We start from the raw sequence: 25,600 nt of genomic DNA on the forward strand, positions 1-25,600 counted from the left end.
AAAGGCTGTCTAAATTGACAGCCTTTTTTTATTAGATTATTGATTTTGATTATCCATTCATGGAAATTAGAAATTCATCATTGTTTTTTGTTTGCTTGAAACGTTCGTTGATAAACTCCATAGCTTCTACAGGATTCATGTCGGCTAGATATTTACGCATTACCCACATTCTTTGAATTGTTGCATCATCAAGTAATAAATCATCTCGACGTGTACTTGAAGAAGTGAGATCGATAGCTGGAAAGATTCTACGGTTCGAAATTTTACGATCCAATTGTAACTCCATATTACCAGTACCTTTAAATTCTTCAAAAATTACCTCGTCCATTTTTGATCCGGTTTCAGTCAATGCGGTTGCAATTATTGTAAGTGAACCTCCATTCTCAATATTACGTGCAGCTCCAAAGAAACGTTTAGGTTTGTGCAATGCATTGGCGTCAACACCACCACTTAATATTTTACCACTTGCAGGTTGAACAGTGTTGTATGCTCTTGCTAAACGAGTGATCGAATCTAGTAATATTACTACATCATGACCGCATTCTACTAATCTCTTTGCTTTTTCAAGAACTATATTAGCAACTTTTACATGCTCGTTGGCTTCTTTATCAAAAGTAGAAGCAACAACTTCTCCTTTAACATTTCGCTGCATGTCTGTTACTTCTTCTGGTCTTTCGTCTATAAGAAGTATCATTTGGTATACTTCGGGATGATTTGCAGCAATTGCATTGGCAACATCCTTAAGTAGCATCGTTTTACCGGTTTTGGGTTGTGATACGATCATACCACGTTGTCCTTTACCAATAGGAGCAAAAAGATCCATAATTCTAGTCGAAATAGTACTTTGTCTTTCTGCAATATTGAATTTTTCTTGTGGAAATAAAGGGGTCAAGTGCTCAAACGAAACTCGATCTCTTACTACTTGTGGGTCAAGTCCATTAATCTTATTTACCTTTATAAGAGGAAAATATTTTTCACCTTCTTTTGGAGGTCGTACTTGTCCTAATACTGTGTCACCTGTTTTAAGACCGAAAAGCCTAATCTGTGATTGAGAAACGTAAATATCATCTGGTGATGAAAGGTAATTGTAATCACTAGAGCGCAAGAAACCATATCCGTCTTGCATAATATCCAGAACTCCTTCACTTTCTATGATGGCATCAAATTCAAAATCAGGTTCTTTGTAACGATTTCTGTTATCTCTGTTTCCGTTATCCCGATTTCCACCTTCTTTCTTAGGGTTTCTATTTTTGTTTTGAGATGGTTTATCACCACCTCTATTTCGGTTGTCTTTTTTATCTTCTCTTTTATCCTCTTTTGCCTGTTGTGGTTTGTTGCTTTCACCACTTCCTTTATGGCTTTTATCTTCTTGAGTAAATGAAGCTGTTTCTTTTTTGTTTTCTTTGGATGTTCTTGCTTCTTTATCTGTAGGATTTGACTCGTCTGTTTTGCGAGTTCTTGGGCGTCTTTGACGAGGATTAGCTTTAGGCTTTTCAGATTCATCCTTAGCTTTAACTGAAGAATCTTCTTTGATAGCTTCTTTTACTTTGCTGGGATTTGCGGCTTGATGGTCCAATATTTGGTATACCAAATCTAATTTCTTTAGGGTGCGAAATTTTGGTACATTCAAGGTTTTTGCAATTTCCTGTAATTCAGGAAGCTTTTTTGCTTTTAATTCAGAAATCTCTAACATTTAAATTTGTTGTATAATTTATGTTTTTGGTATAAATTTTCTAAAGAAGAATTCTAGGAAAATTTTATTTCGAAGGTAAGTAACCTTAGTTGAGAAGGTTACACGTTTTGTGCTGCAAGTATACGACTTTATTTTTGATTTTTTACACATATTTATAAAAAGAAACTCTTATTTTTGCTTTTCTGTAAGAAAAAATTGTAATGTTACAAAGAATTCAAACTTTATACCTATTATTAGCCTCAGTTGTTTCTGGAGTGTTATGCATATATTTACCATATGGAATGGATCAAAATGGGATAGAGTTGTATGCGTTAGGAGAAAATTTTCTTTTAAGTATGTTTATGGGATCTGCTGTTTTATCGTTGATCGCTATTTTTTTATTTAAAAACAGAAAGCTTCAATTTGTATTGGGGCGTATTAATATAATATTAAACTTTATTTTACTAGGAGTATTTGTTTATTGGTCACTAACGGTATCTGGAGAAACTAAAATTTCTGAGAAAGGTATTGGGATGTTGATTCCTATTATTTCTATCGTTTTATTAGTGATGGCTAACAAAGCCATTAAAAAGGATGAGAATCTCGTAAAATCTGTTGATCGATTACGATAAACCTAACATCTTAGTAGTATTAGTGCGTTAAAACCCGGAGCATGCCAACTCCGGGTTTTATTTTTTACCTAATTCTATCACTTCAAGGTTTTCAATTTTACCCTTATCTAAAGTAAACCTGAGCATGGTTCTGATTTTGTGAAAACCATGAGTGCCAGCAGCACCAGGGTTCATATGTAATAAGTCATTTTTATGATCGGGGATTACCTTTAATATATGTGAATGTCCGCAGATAAATAGCTTAGGAGGATTGGTTCTGATCTCATCACGGGTGTTTATGTTGTATTTTGGGGGATATCCTCCGATATGCGTGATCCATACCGAGACGCCTTCGCAAATAAATCGTTGGTGTAAAGGAAAAGTGGCCCTGGCTTTATCGTTATCAATATTGCCATAAACAGCTCTCAAGGGTTTTAGAGTTTCGATACTATCGGTAACTTTAAGATCTCCAATGTCTCCGGCATGCCATACTTCATCAGCCTCTTTTACATAATGTAATATTCGATCATCTATATAACTATGAGTGTCACTGAGTAGAAGAATTTTTTTCACAAAAAAAGTATAAAAATGATTTATAGGGTTATAAGAAAACAGAGTTCAAATAGTGATATATATCTATATTTTTAAAACTATATTTGCGCTCTGCTTTAATACAAAAATAGAATACTTTGAGATATTTTTTAGAACTTTCTTACAACGGGACACGATACCATGGGTGGCAGCGGCAACCTAATGCAATTTCTATCCAGGAAGTTTTAGAAGATTCTCTATCTACTGTGTTAAGAATAAAAACCGACATTGTTGGGGCTGGACGCACTGATACAGGAGTTCATGCCAGACAAATCATGGCGCATTTTGATCTAGATCGAGAAATAGAGTCGGATGTATTAAAGTATAAGCTTAATTCTATTTTACCTGCAGAGATAGCAATTAGAAAAATACATGCTGTAAAAAGTGATGCTCATGCTCGTTTTGATGCTGATAGTAGATCGTATGAGTATCATATTACTTTTGTAAAAGACCCTTTTCAAATTAATACTGCGTATTATTTGAAAAAACCATTGGATGTTGATTTGATGAATGAGGCTGCTAAATTACTGTTAAACTATACTAATTTTAAATGCTTTAGTAAGTCCAAAACCGATGTAAAAACGTATAATTGTACGATAACGAAAGCTATATGGGTTAGAGATAATGATCAATTGATCTTTAATATTTCAGCTAATCGTTTTCTAAGAAATATGGTAAGAGCTATTGTCGGAACTCTTATTGAGATTGGAGAGCATAAACTTAATAAAGAAGATTTAATACAAATTATTAAAAGCGAGGACCGCAGTCAGGCAGGATATTCGGTTCCAGCACATGGATTATATTTAACAGAGGTACATTACCCAAAAACTATATACATTTCATAGATGGCAGAAAAGAGCGGTAAAGCATTTGATTTTAAATTGTTCAGAAGGTTGATTAGACATACTAACCCCTATCGTCTGACTTTTTATTTTGTGGCGTTTTCGGCTATTCTCTTATCAGTGTTTGCTGTCTTAAGACCTTATTTATTGCAACAAGCAATTGATAGAACTATTATTCCTAAGGATAGTGAATTGCTAGTTTATTTTATTAGCATGATGCTGGGAGTTTTGTTCCTAGAAGTTATCTCACAATTTTTATTCATTTATTTCGCAAATTGGCTAGGTCAAGAGGTGATTCGTGATATCAGGGTAACTCTCTTTAAGCATATGCTTGGTTTTAAAAAACAGTATTATGATCAATCGGCGGTGGGTAGATTGGTAACAAGAGCTGTTAGTGATATTGAGACGATTGCTAGTATTTTTAGTCAGGGGTTATTTATGATTATTAGTGATCTGTTAAAAATGCTCGTGATTTTAGGATATATGCTATATCAAAGTTGGCAGCTTACATTACTGGTTTTAGCAGTACTTCCTTTAATATTATATGCTACAAGAATTTTTCAAAAGAAAATGAAAGCAGCATTTGAAGAAGTTAGAACCCAGGTTTCTAATCTAAATTCTTTTGTACAGGAGCGAATCACAGGGATGAAGATCGTTCAGTTATTTACTAGAGAAGAAACAGAATACACTAATTTTAAAGAAATTAATGAAAAGCATAAAAAGGGTTGGATTAAAACAGTTTGGTATAACTCTATATTTTTCCCAATAGCGGAAATGTCAAGCTCAATTACAATAGGACTAATAGTCTGGTTTGGGGGGCTTAGAGCTGCACAAGGCGATGTTATAACATTGGGTGTTGTAATTGCTTTTATAGAATTGTCTCAAATGCTTTTTAGACCATTACGCCAGATTGCTGATAAGTTTAATACACTACAAATGGGTATGGTAGCGGCTAATAGAGTATTTGCCATATTGGATACAGATTCTAAGATAGATAATAAAGGAAATATATCTGTAGAACATATGAATGGTAAGATTTCGTTCAATAATGTTCGGTTTAGTTATTTAGAAGGAGAAGAGGTGTTAAAGGGTGTGTCACTGGATGTTAATGTAGGAGAAACCATTGCAATTGTTGGTGCTACTGGAGCTGGAAAATCGACTATCATTAATCTATTGAGTAGGTTTTATGAGATTGACAGCGGTGTAATAACTATTGATGATACCGATATTAAAGATATAGAATTACAATCTTTGAGAAGTCATATTGCGGTAGTACTGCAGGATGTGTTTTTATTTGCAGATACCATTTTAAACAATATTACGCTTAACAATCCTGATATCTCAGAAGAACAAGTGCATCAAGCGGCCAAAGAAATTGGAATTCATGAGTTTATATTGAGTCTTCCAGAAGGATATCATTATAATGTAAAAGAAAGAGGCGTTATGTTATCCTCTGGGCAACGGCAATTGATTTCTTTTCTAAGGGCATATGTTACAAATCCAGGAATATTAGTTCTGGACGAAGCTACATCCTCTATTGATTCTCATAGTGAAGAATTAATTCAGGATGCGACAGATAAAATTACTAAAGGAAGAACTTCAATAGTAATTGCTCATCGACTAGCAACTATCAAAAATGCTGATAAAATTATTGTTATGGACCAAGGGAAAATTGTTGAGCAAGGTAATCATAATGAGCTTCTTGAGATCGCTGATGGATATTATCGAAACCTTTATGAAGTTCAGTTCGCTACGGCTGTAGAAGAGTAATGTTATTATACTAAGTCTCGTTTGATTATTTCTATTAGTTCTTCCTGAGTTTTAAATATTTTAAACTCTCCGTTTTTTACATATGAGATCTTGCCGGTTTCCTCACTCACTACCAGTGCTAAGGCGTCAGTTTTTTCGGTAATACCCACTGCTGCTCTGTGACGTAAACCAAATCGTAGTGGCATAGTATTGCTATTTGTAACAGGTAAAATAACACGAGTTGCTACAATGTGGTTGTCTTCAATTATCATGGCACCATCATGAAGTGGACTGTTTTTATAGAAAACACTTTCTAAAATAGGAGTGTTGATTAGAATGTCCATAGAATCTCCTGAGGTTTTTACAAAATCAAGAGAAGTATTTCTTTTGATAACAATCAGCGCTCCAGTATTTGTTTTTCCCATGCTATTGCAAGCTTCAACAATTGCTTTTACGTTGGTTACACTATCCTCTGGAGTATCTCTAATAAATTTTAGTTGCCGCAAGAATTTGCGTCGTCTTCCAAAATTTGTAGAGCCTATCATAAGCAAGAATTTTCTAATTTCTTGCTGAAACACTACGATAAGAGCAAACATTCCAACGCCAATAAACTCACCTAGTACACTACTTAACATTTCCATGGCAAGAAATTGAGTAAGTTTCCATACCAGGTAAATAATAACGATCCCTATAAAAATATTGATAGCTGCTGTTCCCTTAACCAACTTATAAATATAGTACAACAAAAAAGCGACTAGAACAATATCTAGTACATCAAGTATTCTAAGGTTAATTAAATCCAAAGTGTCGGGAGTTTTTGTAAAAATAGAAAAATTAGTGAAACCTTGTTTTGAAAAGCTAGAAAAGCGCATTCAAAATAATTGGTTTCACTAATCCCGCTGTAGAGCGGGATCCAATTTTTTAGAAGAATGATTTTGTTTTGAAAAGCTAGAAAAGCGCATTCAAAATAAGTGGTAACATTAATTCTGTTATCGATTAAGAGTTAATAATAGCACAATCATTTTACAGAGTCTGTTAACTTAATACATTCTATAGCTTCTTTTACATCGTGTACTCTTAGGATAGAAGATCCATTTTGTAGAGCAATTGTATTTAACACTGTCGTTCCGTTTAATGCATCTGCAGGTAAAACATCAAGGGTTTTGTAAATCATAGATTTTCTAGATACTCCAGATAATATAGGCGTATCATGCACTTGCAATAGTGCAAGATTTTTTAGAAGTTCAAAATTTTGCGAAATATTTTTTGCAAAACCAAAACCTGGATCTATAATGATGTCATTAATACCATATTTTCTTGCTTCAGCGATTTTTTCAGCAAAATAAATATTTATTTCATGAATCATATTGTTGTATTGATCTTCTGATTTCATAGTTTGGGGTGTTCCTCTCATGTGCATCATTATATATGGTACTTTCAGTTTTCCCACACATTGAATCATATTTTGATCCATATTTCCGGCAGAAATATCATTAATTATTGAAGCTCCTGCTGCAATACACTCTTTGGCAATTACACTTCTAAATGTATCGATTGATAATAAGATGTTAGGAAATGTTTGTATAAGCAGTTCAACTATAGGAAGAATTCTTTCTTGTTCTTCCTGCTCAGATATATGTTTTGCACCGGGTCTTGATGAATATGCGCCTACATCAATAAATGTTGCACCTTCATTAAGTATTTTTTCTGTCTGTGCTAAAATTTGGGATTCATTTTTGTATTTACCTCCATCATAAAATGAATCTGGAGTAAGGTTTAGAATTCCCATTACTTTTGGAGTGGATAGATCAATTAAAGAACCTTTGCAGTTGATTGTCATTAGGTAGTATTTGGTTTTTTTAGTTTTTTATTTGGTATAATTCCCATATTAAAGCGAAATTTACGCAAAATTCAATAGTTATATGCAAGATACATCCACACAATATGATGCAATAATTCATACATGTCGTGACTTATTTATAAAAAAAATGAAAGATTATGGAAGTGCATGGAGAATCCTTAGACTCCCTTCGTTGACAGATCAAATTTTTATCAAAGCACAGCGTATTCGTAGCCTGCAAGAAAATGAAGTAAGAAAAGTTGATGAAGGAGAAGCCTCAGAGTTTATAGGTATCATTAATTATAGTATCATGGCCTTGATACAAATCGAGAATGGAATTGCTGAACAACCTGATTTATCTGTTGATCAGGCAACAAAACTATATGATAGGCATGTAAAAATTACTAAAGAATTAATGATGAACAAGAATCATGATTATGGCGAAGCATGGCGTGACCTTAGAGTAAGCTCGCTTACAGATTTGATTCTTCAGAAGTTGCTTCGGGTAAAGCAAATTGAAGATAATAAAGGAAAAACTCTGGTGAGTGAGGGCATAGATGCTAATTATCAGGATATGATTAATTATGCAATATTTGCAATGATTCATTTAGAAGAATCAGATTCATAACATTTAAAATACTGTTAAACCTGGTCGAATAAGATTCGAACAGTTGTTATCTTGCTCAAAATAAATTAAAAATCATAATTATTGTAGTATGAAAATACTGGTTACTATCTCTAGAATATTTGTAGCAGCGCTCTTTTTATTTTCAGGGTTTATAAAATTAAATGACCCATTAGGGTTTTCATATAAACTTCAGGAATACTTTGGAGAAGGAGTACTTAATTTAGAGTTTTTGATTCCATTTGCTCTATTAATAGCAGTCTTTTTGGTAATTTTTGAAGTCATATTAGGGATCACATTAATATTGGGGTATTTACCTAAATTTACAGTGTGGTCATTGTTGTCAATGATTGTGTTTTTTACATTTCTTACCTTTTATTCAGCATATTTTAATAAAGTTACAGATTGTGGATGCTTTGGAGATGCTTTGCCATTGACACCCTGGGAGTCGTTTACCAAAGATGTTATCTTATTAATATTGATTTTAGTGCTGTTCTTCGGGAGAAAATATATTACACCTATCAGTCCTGTTGCTGCTCATAAATGGATAGTTTTTGGAAGTTTTACAGCGTGTTTAGGGTTTGCATATTATGTTTTAATGCACCTGCCGGTTTTTGATTTTAGAGCTTATAAAATAGGTACAAATATAGAAAAAGGAATGGCAATTCCTGAAGGAGCACCAAAAGCTGAATTTGCTTATCATTGGAAGTTTAATATAGATGGCGAAGAAAAAATAGTTACGACTAATGGTGACTACCCAAAAATTAAGGGAGACTTTATTAATGTTGAAACCGAAATCGTAAAAGAAGGATATGAACCGCCTATTCATGACTTTGCAATAACAAAAGATGATGTTGATTATACATCAGAGTTTCTGCAAAAAGAGAATCTTATACTTATTGTAGCATATAACTTATCAAAAAGTGAAGCTGAAGGATTTAATGCAGTTAAAGAAATGACAGATAGAGCTAAGTCACAAGGGTATGAGGTAATTGGGCTTACGGCATCTACGCCAAAGGATAAATCTCGAATCAAAGAACAATTTGGTCTTGGATTTGACTTTTATACTACAGATGAAACTGCACTAAAAACAATTTTGAGATCTAATCCTGGTGTGGTACGATTAGATAAAGGTACAATAGTTGAAAAGTACCATTGGAACGATGCTCATAAAGCACCTCTGGAAAAAGTGGAACAACCAGAACCTCAAATAAATGAGAGACTAAAAGCGCAATTAGATAGTGTTATGATTCTAGATCAAAATGCAAGAAATCAACGTGTACCTTTAGAAGAATTAAAAATTGTAGACAGTACTAATACCGCGTTTGTTGAAGAAGTATTTGAAAAATATGGATATCCAGGAAAATCAATGGTCGGAGAACAAACCAGTATGGTGGGTTGGTTGATTATACATCACTCTGATAAAATAGAAACATATTTACCGCTAATTAGAGAAGCTTCAGAAAAGGGAGAGCTTGATTTCAAATTCGTTGCAATGATGGAAGACAGGCATCTAATGAAACAAAATTTGGAGCAAATTTATGGAACTCAAAGTACCTATGGAGGTGATAAAGTAGGTTTTATTTGGCCTATTAAAGACCCAGAAACAGTTAATGAAAGAAGAAAAAAGGCAGGTTTCAATGAAACGGTAGAAGAGTATTGTGAACGCATTGTAGGTACACCATATAGAATATATACTCTTGCTGAAGTTGAAGCACTAAAAAAAGCAGATAAACTCAAAGAAAAATCTAATAACTAATGCTGTCGTGGTACTTCAATAAATTAGGATATGCTATCGTAACATTATTAGGTGTTGTAACTGTAATTTTTTTATTGTTTACCTTGTTACCTGGTGATCCGGCTCAAATGATGCTAGGACAAAATGAAAGTGAAGAACAATTAGAAAATGTGAGGCGAAAATATGGTTTTGATAAACCTATAACTACACAATACAGGTTTTATCTAAACGATCTTTCTCCGATTTCGTTTCATAGTCTGAATCCAAAAGATTTTTCCTATTTAGATCGAGATAAATATACAGCGATGCATTTGTTTAATATTGGTAACACGGCCACGGTGATTAAATTTCCATATTTAAGAGAGTCTTTTCAGAAAAACGGCAAAAAAGTGAGTGAAGTGATCCAAGAAACATTGCCAAATACAGCAGTACTAGCGATATCTGCAATTTGTATTGCAATTTTTTTAGGAATCTTACTTGGGATCGTAAGCGCATTGTCTAAAGATCAGTGGATAGATAAATTAATTCAATTAATTAGTACGCTAGGAATGAGCGTTCCTTCTTTTTTTAGCGCAATTATTTTTGCCTGGTTGTTTGGTTATATTTTGCATGAATATACAAATCTAAATATGACAGGTAGCTTATACGAAGTTGATGATTTTGGTGAGGGGAGTTATATACAATGGAAAAATTTATTGTTGCCAGCAATAGTCTTAGGAATTAGACCATTAGCTGTAGTCACACAGTTAATGCGTAACTCTTTACTCGAGGTATTAAGTCAGGATTATATACGTACGGCTAAAGCTAAAGGACTTTCAATGTTTCAGATTATTAGAAAACATGCACTCAAAAATGCATTAAACCCTGTTGTTACAGCAATTTCAGGGTGGTTTGCTTCTATGTTAGCAGGTGCAGTTTTTGTAGAATATATTTTTGGATGGAATGGTTTAGGAAAAGAGATCGTAGATGCATTGAACACATTAGATCTTCCTATAATTATGGGTTCTGTATTAGTTATAGCAACTATGTTTATACTAATCAATATATTTGTCGATATTATTTATGGGTGGTTAGACCCTAGAGTGAGGGTGTAATACCTAATGCATAATAAATAACCACACTTTTTAACCAAAATATAATACTTAAATTAATGAGAAAAAAGATTGTTGCAGGAAACTGGAAAATGAATAAAAACCTTTCAGAAACAGAGGTTTTACTTTCAGAATTAAAGACAAAACTAGGAGCAAGTAAAGAAGCAAATATAATAGTAGCTCCTACATTTACAAATTTGTATAAAGCGACACAAGATTTGAAAGGATCTTCTATTACTGTGGCAGCTCAAAATATGCATCAGGCAGATAATGGTGCATTTACAGGAGAGATTTCTGCAGATATGCTTAAAAATATTGGAGTCGAGACCGTAATATTAGGACATAGTGAACGAAGAGCATATTTTGGAGAGACTGATGCTTTGTTAGCAGATAAAGTTAATACGGCTTTAAAGCATGGTATGAAGGTTATCTTTTGTTTTGGAGAAGAATTACAAGATAGAAAGAGTAATAGTCATTTTTCTGTTGTAGAAAATCAATTAAAAAATGTGCTTTTTCATATTAAAGAAGAACACTGGAAAAATATAGTACTTGCATACGAACCAGTATGGGCAATCGGAACAGGAGAAACAGCTTCTCCTGATCAAGCACAAGAGATGCATGCATTTATTCGCAATACAATCGCAAATGCATTCACTCCGTCTATAGCCGATGAGGTATCTATTCTATATGGAGGAAGTGTTAAACCGAATAATGCTGAAGAGATTTTTGCTAAGCCTGATGTTGATGGAGGACTAATTGGTGGTGCGGCACTAGATGCTAGCAGTTTTGAGGCTATTGCAAACGCCATTTAATCGTTAGAATCACATAAAATATATGTTGAAAAGCATTCCAAATAGGAGTGCTTTTTTTATATGTAAAAGCCTAACTTTGTCGCACAGTAAAAAATAAATATGTCGAGCACAAAATATCTAGGGTACTATTTTAATGTTTCTCCAATTCAACCTGCTACAGAAATCTTAATTGCAGAGTTGGGAGAAGCTGGGTTTGAAAGTTTTGTTGAAACCGAAAACGGAGTCAATGCATTTATTCAAAAAGAAGATTGGCGACAAAATATTTTAGATGATATTTATGTATTAAACTCTGATGAATTTGATATTCAATTTACTTCTGAAGAAATTGAACAAGTTAATTGGAATAAAGAATGGGAAAAGAATTTTGATCCTATAATTGTAGATGATCTTTGTAGTGTTAGGGCTCCTTTTCATGATAAACCCAACACTCAATACGATATTGTAATTGAACCAAAAATGTCATTTGGTACTGGTCATCATGAAACTACACACATGATGATTCAGCATTTATTAAAAACTGATCTGACCCATAAAAAAGTATTAGATATGGGTTGTGGTACTGGTGTTTTGGCAATTTTATCCGAAATGAAAGGTGCACAACCTATAGAGGCAATTGATATAGATAATTGGTGCTATCTTAATACTATTGAAAATGTAGAACGAAACGGTTGTCATCATATATCAACATATGAAGGTGATGCTTCATTGTTATCCGGAAGAAATTACGATATTATTATAGCGAATATTAATCGTAATATCCTACTGAACGATATTAAAACATATGTAAAATGTCTAAATCCGGGAGGTAAGTTATTTCTAAGTGGATTTTATACAGAAGATTTAGATATGATATCAGAAGAATGCCTAAGTAACGGTCTATCCTTTGTTCGTAATTTTGATAGAAATAATTGGATTGCAGCGCTTTATGATTTGAAATAATCATATGTAGATCATTTTAATATTTTAAAGTTATTATATTTGTAAAAAAAATGTTCCCATGAGTACACAAGAAAAAGTTTTAGAAGAAGTACTTGAAAAAACTGCCGATCAAAGTAATAATGAAATTGTTTTATATAATGATGATGTAAATACTTTTGATCATGTGATTGAGACATTGATATATAGCTGTGAACATACGCCTTTGCAGGCAGAACAATGCGCTTTGTTAGTGCATTATAAAGGTAAATGCACTGTTAAAACGGGGACCTATAAAGAATTAGAGCCAAGGTGTTCTAAAATACTTGAAGCAGGTCTAAGTGCTGAAATTGTCTAAATATTAGATATGAAATAATAAAAAAAAGCCTTTTTAAAGGCTTTTTTTATGCCTTATTTTTACATTCACGATGAGTACTGTGAATTCAATTTTTTGTTAAATCATGGTATAAATTCTAGATTGATGTTAAATATTTAAAATTCTTCAGTATTTAATTTCTAAAAAATCTAAATTTTATAATTTGTAAGAAAAAACTTTCTTTTTCTTGTTTTCTTTGTTAATAGTTTAATCCGCATGAGATAGTAATTTTGTCAGTATTTTAGAAGTTTAGAAAAAGAATTTTCTGACAAATTGATAATGTATTTAATCGATTTTTAGTAAAATTTGAAATTAGAATTTTCTTATTTTTATTAAATTAATCTTACGGTTTTACCGTATTTACAAATAATAGTTTAAAAATTTAACGTATTTTAAAGAAAAAATATCATATCTTCAAACCGCAATTTTGAAAAAGTTCAAAGTTTTTACATAATTGTAATCTGATAGGACTTAAAAAATTCTATTAGATTTAATAACTACACAAACTCAACTTATTAAAATGAAAAAAATCAAAGTATTGGCGCTTTGCGCTATTGTGGCTGGTTTTGCCACATCTTGTCAAAAAGAAGACGTTGCTACAGAAACACAAGAAGTAGTAAAAGAAGAATTATCCAAATCACAAATTGAAGCTCTTAACAAAGCAGGAGTAAATCATGGAGGAGCTAAAATAGTTACCGCCAAAGGTATGTTGCCTGGCGATAAAGATTTTCAAGCCATAGAGGTTTCTGATTATCTTTTATCGATAGAAGCTTTAGAAAGAGGTGACTATGCTCTTAGCAGCGATGATGGTATAAACAAGCAGTATAGAACTAATAATCTGGTTACAGGATCTAATCGTAGCTTTAGAGTAGTAGGGTATACTGGTTCTTGTTGTGCACTTACTTCTAAAATGAGAACAGCATTACAATGGGCTGTTAACAATTACAACAGATTAAATACATCACTTAATTTAACACTTGTTTTCCAGAGTAATTTCAACAATAGAGATATGGTTGTATATAACAATGGCCGAGGTGGTGGAGGTGGATCTGCTGGTTTCCCATCAGGAGGTCAAGCTTTTAAGCGTGTGCAAATTAACGCTGGTACAGATTCTTTTAGTACTAATGTTGTAGAGCACGTAATGACTCACGAGATTGGACATTCTGTTGGTTTTAGACATACAGATTATGCAAGAAGAAAGTGCGATGGTTCTAACGAAGGAACAGCAGGTATAGGAGCTATATTAATCCCAGGAACTCAAAGTGGTAACCAATGGGGTGGTAGCAATATCGATTCTAACTCAATCATGATTTCTTGTTTTGATGGAAATGAAGATGGAGAATTTAGTCAAGGAGATATTACTGCTCTTAACGCTCTTTATTAAGAGATAAAATAAATTAAACTTTGAACTTTTTACTAACCATCCCGGAAATCGGGATGGTTTTTTTGTTTAGGCTATTATTTTGCCAACAGAATTTCTTTTTCTTTTAGTGCTTCTTCAAGATTTGCGTTTACAATCGTAATGCTATTAAAGAACTTACGCCCGTCATCCTTTTTAAAAGAAATCTTAGTGTATCCGTCTTTTTTATCTACTCCGGTAACAATAACACGATTACCGATCAACGCTTTATAATTTGGGATGCCCCCCTTTTTGATAATAAAGTTAGTCTTCGGAAAATAGATGTGTTTGTAATGCATCGCAGAAGGTGCACCTACGGTTAATATGTCTCCTACAACTATGTCCTTTATGTTCTCCTGACCTTGAGCGCTAAAAAATGATAATAACGTAATGAATATTAGTTTTTTCATGACTATTTTATTGTATTGTTTATATATGGTCGATAATATTATAAAATTATCAATTTTAAATGGTTTTGTAAAATCGAGATGGTTAAATAAAAGTTAATCTATTATTGTTTAATAGTAATACTTTTATTTTTGCACTATCTAATTTCATAAGGAAGCTAATGCAAGAATATAAAAATTAACAGATGAAATATTTACTTCAAAATTTAAAAGTCACTATTAATGATAAAATTTATTTAAAGGATCCAGAATCATCTTCTCTTGGTAAACGAATTATAGAGAATAGCATTCTAATGATTGATCAAATGGGATTTGAAAGTTTTACATTTAAGAAGTTAGGAGTACAAATTGGATCTAATGAGAGCTCTATTTATCGTTATTTCGAAAATAAACATAAGCTTTTACTATATCTAACATCATGGTATTGGGGATGGTTAGAATATCAGCTTGTGTTTTCAACAAACAGTATTGCTGACTCTAAGAAAAAACTGAAAATGGCTATAGAAATTATTACAAGAACTATCGAAGAAGATTCATCGTTCTCACATATTAATGAGGTGCTCCTGAGTAAAATTGTCGTTAATGAAAACTCTAAATCCTATCTTACAAAAGAAGTGGATAAAGAGAACAAAGAAGGCTATTTCTCGATATATAAAAGACTAGTAGCAAGAATCAAAGACATGATTATTGATGTTGATAAAACGTATATGTATCCATCAAGTCTTGCCAGTACGATTATTGAAGGAGCGCTACATCAACATTTTCTGAAAGATCACTTTTCTTCCTTAACAGATTGCACCATGGAAAATACCCCAACTAAATATTTTACAGAATTGGTCTTTAACTCTTTAAAAGGAAATGTAGATGGATAAAAACTTATTGACTGCTTGGCAAAGGCTAATAGGACTTTTGCAATTAGATAAGAAAGATATTCTACAAACATTTTATTATGCAATATTCGCCGGATTGGTAAATTTATCATTACCACTTGGTATACAGGCGATTATCAACCTTATTCAAGGGGCTCAAATAAGTACTTCATGGATTGTTTTAGTGGTTTTAGTAACGTTAGGTGTTGCATTTGTAGGGTTGTTACAATTAATGCAGATCAGAATTATAGAAAATGTACAGCAAAAGATATTTACAAGGGCTTCTTTTGAGTTTTCGTATCGTTTTCCAAAAATTAAAATGAGCGAATTACGGGATTATTACCCGCCTGAGTTGGCGAATCGTTTTTTTGATACGCTAACGGCTCAAAAAGGATTAGCCAAAATCCTGATAGATTTTCCGGCCGCACTAATACAAATCATTTTTGGATTAATGCTACTGTCGTTTTATCACCCTTTCTTTATTATATATGGACTGTTGTTGATAGGGTTGATCTATGTGGTATTTAAGTATACGGCTCAACGAGGTTTAGAAACTAGTTTAAAAGAATCAAAAAGTAAATATAAAGTAGCGCATTGGATTCAAGAGGTTGCTAGAACTATTGTTAGTTTTAAACTTTCCGGAAAAACGAATCATGCTTTAGACAAAAATGATGCTTTGGTAACCGAATATTTGGATGCTCGCGAAAGTCATTTTAAGATTTTGATTTTACAATTTATCCAAATGATTGGATTTAAGGTATTAGTAACTGCGGGATTATTAATTATAGGAGGAATACTAGTAATCAATCAGGAAATGAATATAGGTCAGTTTGTTGCGGCAGAGATTATTATTGTATTAGTTATTGGTTCTGTAGAGAAATTGATCGTAGGATTAGAATCCTTTTATGATGTATTAACTTCTATGGAAAAACTTGGGCAGGTTGTAGATAAAGAACTTGAACCTCAAGATGGAGAAAAGCCATTTCGCGATCAAGAAGAATATACGGTAGAATTATCGAATATCACTTATAACGCTCCAGGCAATACAAAAACAATATTAAATGATGTTTCTCTTACGATAACTCCAAGTTGTACCATATTGATTCAAGGGCCTAATGGTTCTGGTAAAACAACATTACTTCGTTTAATAGCGGGCTTAATTGAACCCACTCGTGGTAATATTTATGTTAATGATGTAGAACTAAGAGGAGTAAATCTAAACTATTACAGAGCACACTTAGGACAATCATTAACAGAAGAATCTCCTTTTGAAGGTACGTTATTAGAAAATATAACTTTTGGCGATGAAACCATATCCCATGAAGATGTGTATTGGGCGTTAGAAAAAGTTGGATTAACACAATTCGTAAAAGAACAGCCTAAAGGATTAAAAACAATATTATACCCAGAAGGAAAACAAATATCATATAGTGTATCCAAAAAAATAGTTTTAGCCAGAAGCATCGTTAGAAAACCAAACCTTTTAATTTTAAAAGATCCCCTGGATCAGTTTGATGAAAAAGAAGTAACAAGAATAATGGATTTTCTTACCGACCCATCGAGCCCCTGGGCTTTGGTTGTTGTAAGTCAAAACCAAAAATGGATCCAACGATGCGGTAGAATAATCAACATCGAGAATGGTAAAATAGTAAGCGAAAAATAGATAGGGCATGTTAAATATTTCACCTAATAAGCTAAATAAGACAATTGATCTTTCTGAGTATAGAGCAGTTCAAAAAGTCTTTCATAAAAGGCACTATAAATACTTTAATCGTTTTCTTAAAGTGTTTACTGTTCTGGCAATAATTGTGCTTTTTCTACCTTGGACCCAAAATATATCAGGTAAGGGGTTTTTAACAACTTTGAAACCCGATCAACGCCCACAAACTATACAGTCACCTATCCCGGGCAGGATAGAAAAATGGTATGTGCAAGAAGGTGATTTCGTAAAAAAAGGAGATACCATACTTTTCGTTTCCGAAGTGAAAAATGAATATTTCGACCCCAATTTAGTGGAAAGAACAGGGCAGCAGATCAAAGCTAAGTCCATGGCTGTGACCTCGTATCAGGAAAAAGTAAAAGCCCTAGAAAACCAGGCCGGAGCATTAATCAATGAGCGTGCACTTAAATTAAAACAGGCAAATAATAAGTTAATACAATCCAAACTTAAAGTACAAAGTGACAGTATTGATTTTGAAGCTGCCAAGACCAATATCAATATTGCTCAGCGTCAATATGATCGAATCGTTCAATTAGAAAAAGAAGGATTAAAAGCATTAACCGATGTTGAAGAAAAGCGTTTGAAATTGCAAGAGACACAAGCAAAAATAATCTCTCAGGAAAACAAACTTTTGGCTAGTAAGAATAATGTGATCAATGCACAAATAGAGATGAATCGTATCCAGGCCGAATATGCAGACAAAATTGCAAAGTCGCGTAGTGATAAATTTACGGCGCAATCAAATCAATTCGATTCTGAAGCACAAGTAACTAAGTTAGAGAATGAATATACCAATTATGAGATGCGCAATGATATGTATTATATCAAAGCCCCCCAAAGCGGATATATTAATAAAGCATTGTATTCAGGAGTTGGTGAAACATTTAAAGAAGGTGATAAGTTGGTCAATATTATGCCTTCAGATTATGAGCTTGCTGTAGAGACTTTTGTAAGACCTATAGATCTCCCATTAGTTCATATTGACGAAAAAGTAAGAATACAGTTTGATGGTTGGCCGGCAATCATATTTAGTGGTTGGCCTAATGTGTCTTATGGGACGTATGGAGGAAAAATTGTAGCCATAGAAACTTTTATAAGTGACAACGGAAAATATAGGGTGCTTATAGCACCTGATCCTGATGATTATGATTGGCCAAAAGATATCCGTGTAGGTTCTGGGGCAAATTCTATGGCTTTATTAGAAGATGTACCCATCTGGTTTGAGTTATGGCGAAAACTCAACGGATTTCCACCTAATTATTACCAACCCAATACAAATATTGCTAAATCTGAAAAGAAGTAAAATGAAGAAAAATCTTTGGTATGGCTTTTTGTTTTTAGCGACAGTGTTTTATGCTCAAGAGGCAGATACAACTACGCTCAATTTTAAAGAGTATTTGGGATACGTAAAAAAGTATCATCCAGTAGCAAAACAAGCACAATTAAATATAGATATTGGGCAAGCTAACTTAATGAAAGCTAGAGGTGGTTTTGATCCTAAAATGGAGGTAGATTATAATCGAAAAAAGTTTAAAGGATCCGAATATTATGATTTATTAAATGCTACATTTAAAATCCCTACCTGGTATGGAATAGAGTTTAAAGGTGGTTTTGAACAAAATGATGGGGAGTTCTTGAATCCACAAAATTTTGTACCAGAAGATGGACTTTTTAATGCGGGAATTTCAGTTTCGGTAGCTCAGGGTTTATTGATTAATAATCGTATGGCTACTTTAAGAAAGGCCAAATTTTTTAGAGAACAAACAAAAGCAGATAGAGATCTTTTAGTGAACCAAATCTTATATGATGCTTCTTTAGCGTATTTTGATTGGTTGAGGGCATATAAAGAAAAAGAAATTTATGATAACTTCTTAGATAATGCTAAAATACGATTCGAAGGAATCAAAAAGAGTGCATATGTAGGAGATAGAGCGGCTATAGATACAGTAGAAGCTAAGATCGCTTATCAGAACAGGGCTTTAAATTTAGAACAAGCGAAAGTAAAATTAATGAAATCGGCATTAGAACTTTCTAATTTTTTATGGTTAGAAGATAATGTTCCGGTAGAACTGCAGTCCAATGTGATTCCAGATATTAATGTTGAAGAAGATATCGATAATACCCTAGAGATTCAAGGAAACCCCTTGGATAGTTTTACCATCGAAAATCATCCGAAGTTAAGGTCATTAAATTATAAGATTGAAGGCTTAGAGGTAGATAGAAAACTTAAAGCAAATAAGTTGCTTCCCAAGATTGATTTGGAATACAACTTTTTGACTGAAACTCCAGATGTTGGAAACTCATTTAATACAGCAGAGTATAAAGGTGGGATTTCTTTTAGATTTCCACTTTTTCTAAGGAAAGAACGAGGGGATTTAAAATTAGCGAAATATAAGGTTCAAGATGCGCAGTTTGAACGAGAAACCACTCAATTGCAAATTAGAAATAAAGTAATGGCTATTTATGTAGAGTTGGAATCTTTTATCAATCAGAATGAACTGATATTTAATATTGTTAATGATTATAATACCTTGCTTGCAGCCGAAGAACGCAAATTTAGTTTTGGGGAGAGTTCTTTGTTTTTGATTAATTCTCGAGAAAAAAGTCTCATTGATGCAAAATTAAAAGAGATCGAAGTACAAAATAAATTCTTTACAACAAAAGCCAAACTATTTAATAGCTTGGCACTTAATCCAGTTAACCTTTAATCTGAAAAAAAGTAGTACTTAAAAATATTTTGAAATTCTTAAGAGTTCTTTTTCATTATGAGTTAAGCAAACATCTTTTCGCTTTACACCATTATTACTTATTCATTTAACCTTTAGCAATCGTTCAGGATATAAGAGAATCAATATTCTGCCCCCATATAGACTAAACTATTCTTGATATTCTGTTTAGGCATTTCTGGAGAAATCATGCAACACGTGGATCCTAGATAAAATAGAGCAATTTCATCCAGTATAGAAACCTTAGCACCTAGTATTATTTTTTTAGGTAGCTCTATGGTACCTACCGCAGGACCACCAACGATAGATAAATGCCATGTCCTGTCACGATTGTCTTTAATGTCTATATTTATGCGTTCATTCCTAAAGGCTGGAATAGAAGGATTATTTTTATAAAACCATGGGCGCAAAATAACCAGATCTCCTTTAATATATTGAACTCGAGTAATAGTACCATCAATAGGAGCATGTATTCTATGGTAATTCTTATTATGCAAAAATACATTAGTAAAAACATAATCTTTACAAATAAGCCGTTCGTCTATACCAAAGATTTGATGAACGGATCTTATATCTCCTTTGACATTGGTTTTCTGAATTTTAGACACATGATCTATGTCACATAGCACTCCTTCGCAGGGCCAGACGTGACTTGTATGTACCTTAGGAAGTTCTTTAAATTGTCTTACAAAAAAATCTTGAAAAGTATGATATTCGGTTTTACCAGATGGAGGAGTAAATTGGTCAAGATAATTAACCTCTTTGTAGTGAATTTTACAATATGGTTTAATTAAATGCTTCGAAATTCTAAGATTAAAAACCTTAGCATATATTTTTGAAATTAACCGTTGAAACTGACTTGGCAAACTACCCCAAATCTTTAACGAAAAAAACTCGTACAATGAAGCATATTTAATTTTTGGAGGATCGGAAAATTCAATTTTATAATCAAATTGAGAAGAAATTTGAATTTGTTTGGACATGATTTTTTGATTAATGAATGAAACAAATTTCAATGTATGGACTTTTCTATACTAAGTCAATAGGGTATTCCCCAAAATCTTCTTAAATAAGCTAAAATATGTTAAAATTGTATAGTTTATTGTTTGTCAGTATTTTACAGCATGTTTTTGGAAAGAAATAAGATAGAATGGATGAAAAAGATTAAGAAAAAATTAGGCAATCTTAGGCATAATTTAGTCTATTGTTTTTAAAATTTAGCATGTCGAAGCTTGGTGAGGATTCCCCAAAACTTCGATATGACTAGTATGATTTAAGTTATGTGTCGAAGCAGATTAAATTTTTAAATCATCTGGTTTAAACCCATTATTAAATTTTACATCCGTAGAAATTTCAGATAAAGAAGGTTCCTCTGCATATTCTCCTTTATTATTGGGGATATAAGCGTATCGATGTGTCGGTACTTGTATACCATCAATTTCAGTGTATTTTACCTTCATAAGTAAAACGATATCATTGATCCCCCAGGCAGGTAATGAAAAATAGAATTGATCAATTAATTTGGTTTCAGGATTTACATATAAAATGTAAGCATCGTTGGCTTCTTTCCCTGTTTTTTGTGAATCGTAAGAAACGGTAACTTTATCATACGTTTTTCCATCCACAACTTCTTGACCTAAGTATTCATAAGCAGTTCCTGGATCACCGATCTTAAAATTCATCATAAACCAATAATAATTTACTTGTCGCAAGAAATCAGCAGTTCCAATTATTTTTTCGTCTGTAATTTCTTTACCATCAATGCTTACTGAAGCTTTACCTTTTGCATAATTTTGTATGATAGGTTGATTACCTTCGGGTAGAACATTTACCTGATGGGTTGTATATTTCCCCCAGGAATATTCCCCATCAAAAATATAACGCTCTATAGATATATCTTTTTTTCCATCTGCTTGCTCATAAGCGTAAGTATATTCTACATCTTTAAGATTCCAGAGGGTATTCCAACCGCCAGAAGCTTCGGCAATTGCCTTAATTATGGTCTTAGGTATATTTGTATCATAAGTGATTTCTTTTTCTTTGGGTTTGGTTTCTTCTATAGAAGAAGTATTCTCTGTTTTAACTGTTTCTTCGGTATCATTTTCTTTTTTTTGATTACAACTTATGAATATCAGGAACATACTTATTATTGCTGTCTTAATGATTTGTGTGATTTTCATGATAATATTATTTAAGAGGTTATTATATGAAGATATACTAAAGATACTGAAAAATGTAGTAAGGAAGAGAAATGATGAATCTAATGCTTCACCCGGAATTAGCATGTTATTAACTCTCATTGTTTTATTACAACAATAATTTACTTAAACGTTTGCGAAAAAAGAAGCTTGTCTTTTTTTATTAACTATAAATAGCTGATAATAAATTAGTTAAATGTTTTGTTGTACAAAAACTCTTTTGTTTGATTACTGTTTTTTTGTTGCCTACTTCTTGCTGTTATACCCTGCTTTTTTTGAATGGAATACCATAAAATTTAATTTAGAACCATTGAAATTCGCAAAAACAATCAATTAATAATTTAAAACAGTCAGTATGAAAAATAACTTACTAAAGATTCTTTTTATTGGAATCGTTTTGATGGTAAGTAACACTTATTCACAAAGTGTTTCGGGTATAGTTACTGGAGAAGACGGAATTCCGGTTCCGGGAGTAAATGTAATTGTTAAAGGAACGACTAATGGAGCATCTACAGATTTTGATGGTAATTATACAGTCAATGATATCGTTGGAGATGCAGTTTTAGTTTTTAGTTACATAGGTTTCCAAACTCAAGAAATTCCGGTTTCCGGTCAAACAGTAATTAATGTCTCTTTACGTTCGGATGCTCAATCCCTTGGTGAGGTGGTGATTTTGGGATATGGGCAGGTTCAAAATAAGAAATCGCTAACTACGGCGATAGCGACGGTAGATCCAGATATCATAAAGCAGTTGCCAATATCTCAAGCAGAAGCGGCATTGCAAGGAACGGTGCCAGGAGTTGTAGTACAACAAAACTCAGGATCACCTGGATCACCACAAACCGTTAGAGTAAGAGGAATAGGAACACCAAATAATTCTGATCCTCTCTATATCGTAGATGGAGTTCAGGTTCCTAATCTAACATTTTTAAACCCGAATGATATCAAATCACAAACCGTGCTTAAAGATGCAGCATCCAGTGCTATTTATGGTTCTAGGGGAGGTAATGGAGTAATTTTGATAGAAACTTTAAGTGGTAAAAGAAGAAGTTTAAAACCGGAAATTTCAATTCGTGGTTACTATGGTATTCAAACTTTAGCAAACAAACCAGATTTAATGAACCGCGATGAGTATGTGCGGTATTATAACGAAGGTGTTGCCGCAGCAGGTTCAGATTTAGCAGCTGGATTTAGAGGAGCTTTTACAGATGCGGAGCGAGAAGCATTACCAGATACAGATTGGTATGATGTATTGTTTAGTGATGCACCTACTCAAGATATTTATGGTTCAATAGTGGGAGGAGGCGAAAAAGTATCTTATGCAGTCTCTGGTGGTTATTTTGGGCAAGAAGGTATTCTTGGAGGTGATAACAAAGCAGAGTTTAATAGAAGAAATATTAGAGGAGCCTTTGATGGTGATATTACAGATCGTATTAGATTTAATGTAGTAGCACAATACCAGAATCAGGAGCGCTTTAATGTATCGCAAAATAATGGTGGTGCCGGTGTTGGTTTAAGTAGTTTTATCAATGCATTACCTCCTATTTACCCTGCATTTGATGAACAAGGTAATTTCTTTAATCCAGGGTTACAAAATAGCACACCAATAGCAAATGGAGTGCCGATTAATAGTCTCGGAGCAGTACAAAATCCATTGTTTTCTCTTGCGTTATTAGACTCGCAAACCGATCAAGATATTCTTAACCTTTCTACTTCTTTGGATTGGAAGCCAGTAGATAATTTAAAATTTAAAGCAACATATGGGGTGTTTAGCGCTTCTATTTTTAACAGGTCTTTTCTGCCTTTAATAGATCAAGAAGCTCAAGAATATGATACTGCTAACAATGTATTTTATCAAGAAGTACTGAATAAAACGAGAAACCGACAATATGGAGTTACCGGAGAATATTCTTTTGCAAAGCTCGCACAAAAATATCATTATGTAAGTGTGCTCGCAGGGTATGAAGTTGTTGAAAATAGATTCGATGGTGGAGCGGTAGTACGAGATCCAGGACTTTTCCTAGTCAATGATTTTGATAGTGTTAATTTTGCATTGTCAGAAGATAATAGTGATGTCGTAATAACTCCAGGCATTTCTACAGATGTAGGATTACGATCTTTTTTCGGTAAAATAGATTATAATTATAATGAGAAATACTTGATAAGTGCGGTATTAAGAAATGACAGCTCTTCTAATTTTGGATCTAATAATCGTTCTGGTTGGTTTCCGGCTGTATCTGCCGGTTGGGTAATCTCTGAAGAGCGATTTTTGCAGGACAGCGATAACATAAATCTGTTAAAAATTAGAGGAAGTTGGGGTATTAGTGGTAATGATGGATCACCACGACCATTAGCCTATTTATCTTCGGTAAATACCCAAGTTAACTATGCAGGTCAACCTGGAATTGTATTAACAGGATTATCTAATCCGGATTTAAAATGGGAAGAAATTTCTCAGCTCAATATAGGTTTAGATATTAATGCATTTAATAATAAGCTTGGTTTTACTGCTGACTATTATATAAAAGAAACCAGTGATATCCTATTACAAGCAACAACTCCTTTAACTTCAGGATTGCAACCTTCTGTAGAAAATACCGGGGATATAGAAAATAAAGGTTTTGAATTTATAGTGTCATGGAGAGATACATATGCTAGTGGATTTTCTTGGAATATAAATGTGAACCTTGGATTTAATGAAAATGAGGTAACAAGTTTAGGAGAAACTTCATTCATTGATTCCGCTGCAATACAACCACAATTTCAAGGATTTGCCTCAAGAACTAGAGTTGGAGATCCAATAGCCAGTTTCTATGGGTTTGTTGTTGAAGGTAGAGATGCAGCGGGTAATCTAATCTTTGCAGATTTAGATAATAGTGGCAATGATAAACTAACACCAGATGCAGGTGACAGAACTATTATCGGAAATCCGAATCCTGATTTTACGTATGGTATGAATTTAGGCTTCAATTATAAAGGATTTGATTTTTCAGCATTTATGTCAGGAACGGCTGGTAATGATATTTTTGACGCTACAAATCGATACGACGCTGTAGGTTCAAATAGACCATCATCATATATCACGCAAACAGATACTCCACGAAATATTGCCGCAACTACAGGTACTAACGGAGAGCAGCTAATATCTGATTTTCATGTAAAAGACGGTTCTTTTGTAAAGCTGAAAAATGTAACTCTGGGATATACCATTCCAGATTCGGCTGCAAAGTCAATAGGAGCTGAGGCTGTGAGAGTTTATGTTTCGGGTCAGAATTTATTTATTTTAACAGAATACGATGGATTAGACCCAGAAATTGGACAAAATAATTTAGGTAGCCCATTGAATATAGGGATTGATCAAGGGTTTTTTCCGCAATCCCGTAACTTTTTACTAGGCTTTAATTTTAATTTTTAAAAAC

General features: G+C 33.2%; 22 protein-coding genes. 15 read left to right on the plus strand and 7 right to left on the minus strand.

All coding sequences use genetic code 11. From position 1 onward, the window contains the following. Nucleotides 1–49: 49 nt before the first annotated feature. Complete coding sequence (rho, locus tag JJQ60_RS16760; RefSeq protein ID WP_201922989.1) at nucleotides 50–1,693, minus strand: transcription termination factor Rho; 1,644 nt, start codon at nucleotides 1,691–1,693, stop codon at nucleotides 50–52. Nucleotides 1,694–1,893: 200 nt separating this feature from the next. Between rho and JJQ60_RS16765 the strand changes: the two genes are divergently transcribed. Next, nucleotides 1,894–2,304: a DUF4293 domain-containing protein gene (locus JJQ60_RS16765; protein WP_201922993.1), complete on the plus strand. Its 411-nt coding sequence runs from the start codon at nucleotides 1,894–1,896 to the stop codon at nucleotides 2,302–2,304. 57 nt (nucleotides 2,305–2,361) lie between these two features. Here the strand turns inward: JJQ60_RS16765 and JJQ60_RS16770 are convergent, their stop codons facing one another. Beyond that, on the minus strand, nucleotides 2,362–2,856 hold the full coding sequence (locus tag JJQ60_RS16770; protein WP_201922996.1) for a metallophosphoesterase family protein: 495 nt from the start codon (nucleotides 2,854–2,856) through the stop codon (nucleotides 2,362–2,364). Nucleotides 2,857–2,972: 116 nt separating this feature from the next. Between JJQ60_RS16770 and truA the strand changes: the two genes are divergently transcribed. After that, nucleotides 2,973–3,719, plus strand: a complete 747-nt coding sequence (gene truA / locus JJQ60_RS16775; RefSeq protein ID WP_201922999.1) for a tRNA pseudouridine(38-40) synthase TruA — start codon at nucleotides 2,973–2,975, stop codon at nucleotides 3,717–3,719. Then, nucleotides 3,720–5,486, plus strand: coding sequence for an ABC transporter ATP-binding protein (locus tag JJQ60_RS16780; RefSeq protein WP_201923001.1), 1,767 nt, complete (start codon nucleotides 3,720–3,722; stop codon nucleotides 5,484–5,486). A gap of 5 nt (nucleotides 5,487–5,491) precedes the next feature. On the opposite strand, the gene cdaA is transcribed toward JJQ60_RS16780, so the two are convergent. Both cdaA and folP read right to left on the minus strand, forming a co-directional pair. After that, nucleotides 5,492–6,268 (minus strand): diadenylate cyclase CdaA, encoded by a 777-nt coding sequence (gene cdaA / locus JJQ60_RS16785; protein WP_201923138.1) that lies wholly within the window; start codon nucleotides 6,266–6,268, stop codon nucleotides 5,492–5,494. 215 nt (nucleotides 6,269–6,483) lie between these two features. Beyond that, nucleotides 6,484–7,305 carry a dihydropteroate synthase gene (gene folP / locus JJQ60_RS16790; RefSeq protein ID WP_201923004.1) on the minus strand — a complete coding sequence of 274 codons (822 nt, stop codon included), beginning with the start codon at nucleotides 7,303–7,305 and terminating at the stop codon, nucleotides 6,484–6,486. An 82-nt stretch (nucleotides 7,306–7,387) separates the two neighbouring features. On the opposite strand from folP, the gene JJQ60_RS16795 reads away from it, so the two are divergent. From JJQ60_RS16795 to JJQ60_RS16825, 7 genes are all read left to right on the plus strand, one after another. Next, nucleotides 7,388–7,933: a DUF1599 domain-containing protein gene (locus JJQ60_RS16795; protein WP_201923006.1), complete on the plus strand. Its 546-nt coding sequence runs from the start codon at nucleotides 7,388–7,390 to the stop codon at nucleotides 7,931–7,933. A gap of 88 nt (nucleotides 7,934–8,021) precedes the next feature. Beyond that, the gene (locus JJQ60_RS16800) at nucleotides 8,022–9,689 is read left to right on the plus strand and encodes a BT_3928 family protein (protein ID WP_201923008.1); all 1,668 of its coding nucleotides are present in this window, start codon (nucleotides 8,022–8,024) and stop codon (nucleotides 9,687–9,689) included. Beyond that, nucleotides 9,689–10,762: an ABC transporter permease gene (locus tag JJQ60_RS16805; protein WP_201923010.1), complete on the plus strand. Its 1,074-nt coding sequence runs from the start codon at nucleotides 9,689–9,691 to the stop codon at nucleotides 10,760–10,762. The genes JJQ60_RS16800 and JJQ60_RS16805 overlap by 1 nt, the downstream gene beginning before the upstream one ends. 56 nt (nucleotides 10,763–10,818) lie before the next feature. Then, nucleotides 10,819–11,571 carry a triose-phosphate isomerase gene (gene tpiA / locus JJQ60_RS16810; protein ID WP_201923014.1) on the plus strand — a complete coding sequence of 251 codons (753 nt, stop codon included), beginning with the start codon at nucleotides 10,819–10,821 and terminating at the stop codon, nucleotides 11,569–11,571. Between the two features lie 99 nt (nucleotides 11,572–11,670). Further along, nucleotides 11,671–12,510, plus strand: a complete 840-nt coding sequence (prmA, locus tag JJQ60_RS16815) for a 50S ribosomal protein L11 methyltransferase (RefSeq protein WP_201923017.1) — start codon at nucleotides 11,671–11,673, stop codon at nucleotides 12,508–12,510. A gap of 58 nt (nucleotides 12,511–12,568) precedes the next feature. Then, complete coding sequence (locus JJQ60_RS16820) at nucleotides 12,569–12,844, plus strand: ATP-dependent Clp protease adaptor ClpS (protein ID WP_201923020.1); 276 nt, start codon at nucleotides 12,569–12,571, stop codon at nucleotides 12,842–12,844. Nucleotides 12,845–13,382: 538 nt separating this feature from the next. Next, on the plus strand, nucleotides 13,383–14,246 hold the full coding sequence (locus tag JJQ60_RS16825) for a M57 family metalloprotease (RefSeq protein ID WP_201923023.1): 864 nt from the start codon (nucleotides 13,383–13,385) through the stop codon (nucleotides 14,244–14,246). Nucleotides 14,247–14,320: 74 nt separating this feature from the next. On the opposite strand, the gene JJQ60_RS16830 is transcribed toward JJQ60_RS16825, so the two are convergent. Next, a complete protein-coding gene (locus tag JJQ60_RS16830) occupies nucleotides 14,321–14,671 on the minus strand; it encodes a hypothetical protein (RefSeq protein ID WP_201923026.1) in 351 nt (116 codons plus the stop codon). Nucleotides 14,672–14,853: 182 nt separating this feature from the next. On the opposite strand from JJQ60_RS16830, the gene JJQ60_RS16835 reads away from it, so the two are divergent. The 4 genes from JJQ60_RS16835 to JJQ60_RS16850 are packed head-to-tail and all read left to right on the plus strand — an operon-like array spanning nucleotide 14,854 to nucleotide 19,965. Next, a complete protein-coding gene (locus JJQ60_RS16835; RefSeq protein ID WP_201923029.1) occupies nucleotides 14,854–15,540 on the plus strand; it encodes a TetR/AcrR family transcriptional regulator in 687 nt (228 codons plus the stop codon). After that, nucleotides 15,533–17,200, plus strand: a complete 1,668-nt coding sequence (locus JJQ60_RS16840; protein WP_201923032.1) for a peptidase domain-containing ABC transporter — start codon at nucleotides 15,533–15,535, stop codon at nucleotides 17,198–17,200. The genes JJQ60_RS16835 and JJQ60_RS16840 overlap by 8 nt, the downstream gene beginning before the upstream one ends. Nucleotides 17,201–17,207: 7 nt before the next feature. After that, entirely contained in the window at nucleotides 17,208–18,560 is a 1,353-nt protein-coding gene (locus JJQ60_RS16845) for an HlyD family secretion protein (protein WP_201923035.1), read from the plus strand. A gap of 1 nt (nucleotide 18,561) precedes the next feature. Further along, complete coding sequence (locus JJQ60_RS16850; RefSeq protein WP_201923038.1) at nucleotides 18,562–19,965, plus strand: TolC family protein; 1,404 nt, start codon at nucleotides 18,562–18,564, stop codon at nucleotides 19,963–19,965. Nucleotides 19,966–20,105: 140 nt separating this feature from the next. Here JJQ60_RS16850 and JJQ60_RS16855 read toward each other — a convergent pair whose 3' ends face one another. Both JJQ60_RS16855 and JJQ60_RS16860 read right to left on the minus strand, forming a co-directional pair. After that, nucleotides 20,106–20,966, minus strand: coding sequence for a phosphatidylserine decarboxylase (locus JJQ60_RS16855; protein ID WP_201923041.1), 861 nt, complete (start codon nucleotides 20,964–20,966; stop codon nucleotides 20,106–20,108). A gap of 312 nt (nucleotides 20,967–21,278) precedes the next feature. Further along, complete coding sequence (locus tag JJQ60_RS16860) at nucleotides 21,279–22,163, minus strand: DUF6503 family protein (protein ID WP_201923043.1); 885 nt, start codon at nucleotides 22,161–22,163, stop codon at nucleotides 21,279–21,281. Between the two features lie 373 nt (nucleotides 22,164–22,536). Here JJQ60_RS16860 and JJQ60_RS16865 point away from each other — a divergent pair, with 373 nt between their 5' ends. After that, nucleotides 22,537–25,596: a SusC/RagA family TonB-linked outer membrane protein gene (locus JJQ60_RS16865; RefSeq protein WP_201923046.1), complete on the plus strand. Its 3,060-nt coding sequence runs from the start codon at nucleotides 22,537–22,539 to the stop codon at nucleotides 25,594–25,596. Nucleotides 25,597–25,600: the final 4 nt, after the last annotated feature.

This window comes from Aquimarina mytili, from assembly GCF_016735115.1.
GTDB lineage: Bacteria > Bacteroidota > Bacteroidia > Flavobacteriales > Flavobacteriaceae > Aquimarina > Aquimarina mytili.